Genomic DNA, 6,079 nt, shown 5'->3' with positions numbered 1-6,079 from the left:
GCACTTTGTCAAAAGGCTTCAAGCCGTGCCCGCTACGTTCCAGCCCCAGCCAGCCGGGGGGCCCAAATCGCCGGGTCTCGCGAATCATCTCCTGATTCACGAGGCGGCAGTGCGAAGCACAACGCCGTATCGGCCCAAATCGCCGGGTCTCGCGCATCTTTCTCCCCACAAAAAAACTGGCCAACCGCCAGACACGCATCACGTGCCAGCAGTCGGCCAGTTCATTTTTACCCGTTAGAACAGGTTACTCGTTCGTCTGAATCTTCGCTGCCGTCAAGCCCATGGCGTTGATTGCCACGATGACGGTGGATAAGGACATCAGGATGGCCCCAACGGCCGGGTCCAGGATGATGCCGGCGAAGGCCAGGACACCGGCGGCCATAGGCAGCGCCAGGATGTTGTAGCCAGCCCCCCACCAGAGGTTCTGGACCATCTTCCGGTTGGTGATCTTCGCCAAGTCCAAGAAGTGAAGAATATCTTGCGGATCGGACTTCACCAGCACCACGTCGGCGGAGTCGATGGCGACGTCCGTGCCGGCGCCGATGGCAATGCCGATATCGGCTTTCGCCAGGCTGGGCGCGTCGTTGACACCGTCGCCGACCATGATGACATGGTTCCCGGCGGCCTGGTAGGCACTGATCTGCTTTTGTTTATCTTCCGGCAGCAGGCCGGCGTGGTACTCGGTCAAACCCAGCAGCGCAGCGACGTGGGCCGCCGCCTTGGGGTTGTCCCCGGTGAGCATGACGGGGGTGATACCGCGCTTTTGCAGGCCCTTGATCAGTTTCTTGGCGCCCGGCTTGATCGTATCGCCTTCAGCAACCATGCCGAGAACGGTCGTCCCTTGCAGCAGGAAGCTGACGGAATTGCCCTTGCCAGACCACTCGTCGGCAGCCTGCGTATCAAAGCTGATTTGATGGTCTGTTAAGTATTTGGCGTTGACGATCGTATACGCATCACCGGCAATGGTCCCGCGGATACCCACCCCGGGCATGTTTTGGGTATCAGCAGCCGGCTGGTAATCCAGCTTGGCGGCCTTCGCCGCAGACACGATGGCCTGGGCGAGCGGGTGAGTCGAGTTGCTCTCCAGGGCCGCCAAGCGGCTGAGCAGCGTATTCTTATCCGTCCCGTTGGCCGGAATCAGCGCGTTGACGGTGAATTTACCTTCTGTCAGAGTACCGGTCTTGTCCAGCAGCACATGACTGATCTGGGTGCTGGCTTCAATCGCCTGCCGGTTGCGGATCAGCAGCCCATTTTGGGCACCGATGGCCGTGGAGCGGGCCACGACCAGCGGAATCGCTAAGCCGAGGGCGTGGGGGCAGGCAATGATGAAGACGGTGACCATCCGGGAGAAAGCCACGTCCAAACCTTGCGGTAACCAGGCAAAGAAAGCGATGATCCCGACGGTCAGAGCCGCGTAGAACAGATACTTGGCGACAACGTCGGCTTTGCTTTCGGCGTTGGACTTCGATTGCTGGGCACTTTGTACCAGCTGCATCACTTGCGCCAGGTAGCCGGACTTGCCGGTCCCGGTGATGGCGACGGTCAGGGTGCCGTCGTTGTTGGTCGCCCCGCCGATCACCTTGTCGCCGGATTTCTTAGCGACAGCGGCGGATTCACCGGTCACCAGCGACTCGTTGACCGTGGATGTCCCGTCGATGACTTGACCATCGGCCGGAATACTTTCGCCAGCGCGCACTTGGAATTTCTGACCAACCTGCAAGTCGCTCACGGCCACGTCTTGGGTGTGGCCGTCGGCGGTCAGCAGATGGGCCGTCTTAGGCAGCAATTGGGCCATTTTCTGCAGCGCATCGCCAGCGCCCATGACGGCGTTCATTTCTATCCAGTGCCCCAGCAGCATGATCAAGATCAATGTGGCCAGTTCGAAGGAGAAGTCCATCACCATCGTGTTCGGGTGCAGGAAGTTGTTGGCGACGAACGCGTAGAGGCTATAGACATACGACACGGTGATGCCCATCGCGATCAGGGTCATCATCGCCGGCGACTTGCTCTCCAGTTCAGCCTTGGCCCCTTGCAGAAAGACCTTGCCGCCGTAAAAGAAGATGATGGTGTCGAAGAGCACGACCACCCAGTCTTGGATAACGGAATTGAAGTTGAACACGGGCCGGTTCAGGCCCATGATCGGCGCCAGGAACAGCACCGGCAGAGAAAGCACCAAGGACACCCAGAACTTCTGCTTCAGGTTGCCCATATGCATCATGTGGCCACCGTGCATCATCATGTCGCCGCCGCTCATGTCCATATCGCCCATGTCGCCGTGATCCATGTGACTCATGTCCATGTGGCTGTGGTCCATACCGGCCATACTGCCGTGGTCCATCGCCATGTGGTCATGATCCATGCCGGCCATTTGGCTGTGGTCCATCCCGCTCATGTCATGCGTCATCTGGCCGTGATCCATGCCGGCCATGTTGTGTTCCATGTGGTCGTGGTCCATCTTGCTCATGTCGTGATCCATCTTGCTGTGGTCCATTTTGCTCATATCATGGCCCATTTTACTGTGGTCCATCCCGGCCATGCCGGGTGTCTTCTCATTACTGGCCATTGCGTTCTCCTCCTTCAGTCATGCAATCCGCGCCCATCCCTTGGGGCAGGCAATTGCAGGCGACCATCTCGGGCGCCGTCTTGGCTTTTTCGTTCAGTATCTTTTGTAATTTGGCGATGTCCGCTTGAGAAAGGTCGCGGCTTTCAATGACAGCCGCTAAGGTATTCCCCGTGCGCATCGCACACATGTGGTCGAACAGGTCCTGGGCCGCCGTGTCCATGGAATCCTGTTCCTTCACTGCGGGCACATAATCATAGGGCCGCGTCTCTCCCACTTGGGTGATGGCGCCCTTCTTGATCAGCCGCCGCAGCATCGTCTTGGTCGTGGAATCCGCCCAGTGCCGTTCCTTCTGCATGATATCGATCAGCTGCCGGGTGGATACTCGGTGAAGCGTCCAGACGGCCCGCATCAATTCCCATTCGGAATCGGTAATGGCCACGTGTTGTTCGTCTAGCATGGGGTTTGACCTCCTCGTTTACGTTTGTAACCTTTCAACAATTCTTAGTTTACAACTGTAGTCAGAAAGATACAAGGGGGGCGGCCAACTTTTTTCAGAAAAGTTTTTGACAAGAAAAAACGTCCGCCGAGAAAGGCGCACGTCGTTAACTTTGCAGCCTCAGCGAACGGGGAAGCGACTCATTCTTTCCTATCCGCTCGCTGCGCCCGCAGATGGCAACAAATCTTTTCTCCCTGGTGTCTTCAGCCCCAGCCCAGGGCACGCAGGACCGCCATCGAGGCGATACCGACGATCACGATCACCAGCAGGTTCTTCGAGACGATCGCCGCGAGGAACGTCGGGCCGGATGCCAGCAGGTTCGGCAGATTGACGCTGGGCCAGCGGCCGGCGTGATACGTCAGGAGGCTCTCCACGTAAATGGCCGTCAAAATGGCGACGGGGACATAGCTGAGAAAGTCGATGAGCCAAGCGGGCAATGTGAACCGCTTGACCAGAATGAACGGCAGAACACGGATCAGCCACGTGGCGATGCCGCTCAATAGGATGGCGAAAAAGACGGTCTTAGTCACGATGCTTCACCGCCATTCCACCGAGGCAGCCGATCACGGTGGCCGCTAGAATGGCCAGGTTGCCCGGCATGAAGCGCATGAGGACGACCATTAAGGCCGCCACGAACACCGCCAGCCCCACTTGCCGGCGGCGGGGATGGGTGCGGTCGGTGATGATCTGGAGGTACAGCAGGCCGATGAACATGGCGACGACGGCGAAGTCGAGACCCAGATCTGCCGGATTGGGGATCAGCTGACCAAGCATCGCCCCGGCCAGCGTGGCCCCGGCCCAGACGAGATAAGCAGCGATGTTGGCGGCGTGGAGCCAGCGGCTGTGCAGTGTGTGGCCGGTGTGGTTCAGTTTATTCATCGTCAGCGCGAAGGTCTCATCGGTGAGCAGTGTCCCGGCAGTAATGTTTTGCAGCATGCTTTCTTCCTGTAATAAGGGGGCCACGGTCATGCTCATCAGCGCCATGCGGGCGTTGATCAAGGCGGTGGAAAGGACGATGGCCCCAATGGGACTGCCAGCGGCGAGCATACTGACCATCACGAACTGGGCGGAGCCGGCGTAGACAATGAGCGACATCAAGACGGCTGCCAGAACCGAAAAATGGCCGGCCTTCGCAATGATCCCGAAAGCCAAGCCAATCCCGATATAGCCAAAAATAGTGGGTAAAACATCCTTGAACCCGCTGCGCCACGTTAACTCATCATCCATCCAACCGCCTGCTTCCTGCTTTTGTATCAGTTTAGCAAAGCTGAGGGGTATTGCAAGATGACATGGCTAATCGATGGCGTTTTTCTCTGCATAGGCCTGTTCAATCAGCGTATGCAGCTGCTGCGTATCGTTGCTGGCCGAGCCCAAGCCAAAATGGAAGACTGCCCCCCGCCAATTCTCTGGGACGTAGCGCGGCGTGGATACAATCAGCATGTCCGGCGGATTGGCCGCATCATAGGGCACCATGTTCACCAGCGGGATGTGCTCCAGCAGCGTCCGCACCGGCTGCTGCAGGTGGTAGCTTAGCCCCATCCGCAGGCTGACCCGCAACCGGTGGGTCGTGTAATGGGCCCGGTAGGCGGGCCAGAAAAGGTACGTCAGCAGGTTCGTCACCTGACTGAGGGTCCCGTGGAGCCAGACGCAATCTTTACGCCGGGCCACTTTCTCCCAAAACGCCCGCAGAGTCCGGTGCAAGTCTTGGTAGTGGCGGTTGTTCGGCACCAGCTGCGTCCGCAGCAGCGGGAAAAGGACCGGCAGCGGCTGCTGGAAGAAGCAGACGGGGATGAGGATCAGGTAAGTGTTCGCCAGGAGCACGCTCCAGCGCTCTGCATCCGGTTCAGCCCCAATCTTCTCAATGAGTGCGGCCCCCATCTCGTTGGTCAGCGCGGCCCACTGATCGGCATTCTGGGCCAAGCGGGCGGCGACCAGCGCGTGGATCCGGTCACTCGCCGCCAGGACGACTGGCCCGGAGAAAATCGCCAAGCCGGCAAATGCCAGCTCCGTGTCGGCATGGGCCAGCTCGTGGGCGGCCAGAATACCGGCCAGCTGCCGTTTCTCCGGCAAGTCGAACCACAGGTCCGGCACCATCGTCTCGGTAATGGGGAAGCCCTGCCCCGCCCGCTCCAGGCTCACCCCCAGCACGATCAGCAGGCGTTCCTGGATGACCAGCGGGCCGGCATTCGCGTTGAAGTACGCGGCCAGGCGCTGCACCAGCGGCACCAGCTCCGGATAGCGGTGACGGTAATAGCGGGCCGAGCAGACCCCGACGTCCACCAGCATGTTGAAGATCATGTACCGGATCAGCGGCTCTGGTCCGACGAAGTCCAACTGGCGTACGTTGATGCGAATGTCGTATTGCGCCGCCAGATAATCCACCAGCGGCTTCAACCGCCGAATCACCGTCATCGTCGACAGGTACACCGAACTGCTGAAGGCCTCGATGGTCCCCTCCGGATGGTGCAGCATGTAGCGCATCGCCTGCATCGCCAAGCTGCCGCTAATCAGGAATTGGAAGTACACTTCGGCCGCCGGCAGCGCGTCGCTCACTTCCACGTCGCCGACGTTGTTGAGAAAGGTGGCGTCCATGGATTGCAGCTGGTGCAGATCATCGTCGATCTGCCGCACCAGCGACCGCACCCGGGTCACGCCATACTCGCAAAACCGCGCATCCAAAGTGCGCACGGTGTACGTCCCGGGCTGACTGCCAAGGATCGCCGTGTACAGTTGGAGCTTGTCGTTCGCCGTCTTATCAAGAAACAAATCCGCTACACTGGGCATGATTGGACCTCTTTTCTAGAACCATTTCAGTTGTTACTTATCGTTACGATAAGATTATCATAATAGTTCCAGAAAGGAAACAAAAAGTTGTCGAAAATTGATTAATTTTGATACGGTCCATCTGGTAACCGCTTCAGGGCGGGCATTGCCGGTGTTTTCTGTAAACGGAGATACTTCTTTTTCTGACCCGGGTGACGAAGGGTTGCGCAGATTGGGGGGCAGGTTAGTGTCTGGCT

Annotated in this window: 5 protein-coding genes; all 5 read right to left on the bottom strand. The window is 58.7% G+C overall.

Going from position 1 to position 6,079, the window contains the following annotated elements; all coding sequences use genetic code 11:
- Positions 1-244 precede the first annotated feature (244 nt).
- The 5 genes from L248_RS02710 to L248_RS02690 all read right to left on the bottom strand — a co-directional run bounded on the left by L248_RS02710 (position 245) and on the right by L248_RS02690 (position 5,843).
- A complete protein-coding gene (locus L248_RS02710; protein ID WP_051999843.1) occupies positions 245-2,536 on the bottom strand; it encodes a heavy metal translocating P-type ATPase in 2,292 nt (763 codons plus the stop codon).
- A 16-nt stretch (positions 2,537-2,552) separates the two neighbouring features.
- Complete coding sequence (locus L248_RS02705; protein WP_022528525.1) at positions 2,553-3,020, bottom strand: CopY/TcrY family copper transport repressor; 468 nt, start codon at positions 3,018-3,020, stop codon at positions 2,553-2,555.
- Positions 3,021-3,262: 242 nt separating this feature from the next.
- A complete protein-coding gene (locus L248_RS02700; RefSeq protein ID WP_022528524.1) occupies positions 3,263-3,589 on the bottom strand; it encodes an AzlD domain-containing protein in 327 nt (108 codons plus the stop codon).
- The gene (locus tag L248_RS02695; protein WP_022528523.1) at positions 3,582-4,286 is read right to left on the bottom strand and encodes an AzlC family ABC transporter permease; all 705 of its coding nucleotides are present in this window, start codon (positions 4,284-4,286) and stop codon (positions 3,582-3,584) included. Before L248_RS02695 ends, L248_RS02700 begins: the two co-directional genes overlap by 8 nt.
- A gap of 66 nt (positions 4,287-4,352) precedes the next feature.
- Complete coding sequence (locus L248_RS02690; RefSeq protein ID WP_022528522.1) at positions 4,353-5,843, bottom strand: helix-turn-helix domain-containing protein; 1,491 nt, start codon at positions 5,841-5,843, stop codon at positions 4,353-4,355.
- Positions 5,844-6,079 lie beyond the last annotated feature (236 nt).

The organism is Schleiferilactobacillus shenzhenensis LY-73, from assembly GCF_000469325.1.
Taxonomy (GTDB): Bacteria; Bacillota; Bacilli; order Lactobacillales; family Lactobacillaceae; genus Schleiferilactobacillus; species Schleiferilactobacillus shenzhenensis.
The sequence above is the reverse complement of the archived record's forward strand: the minus strand, read 5'-3'. Positions and strand labels throughout refer to the sequence as shown.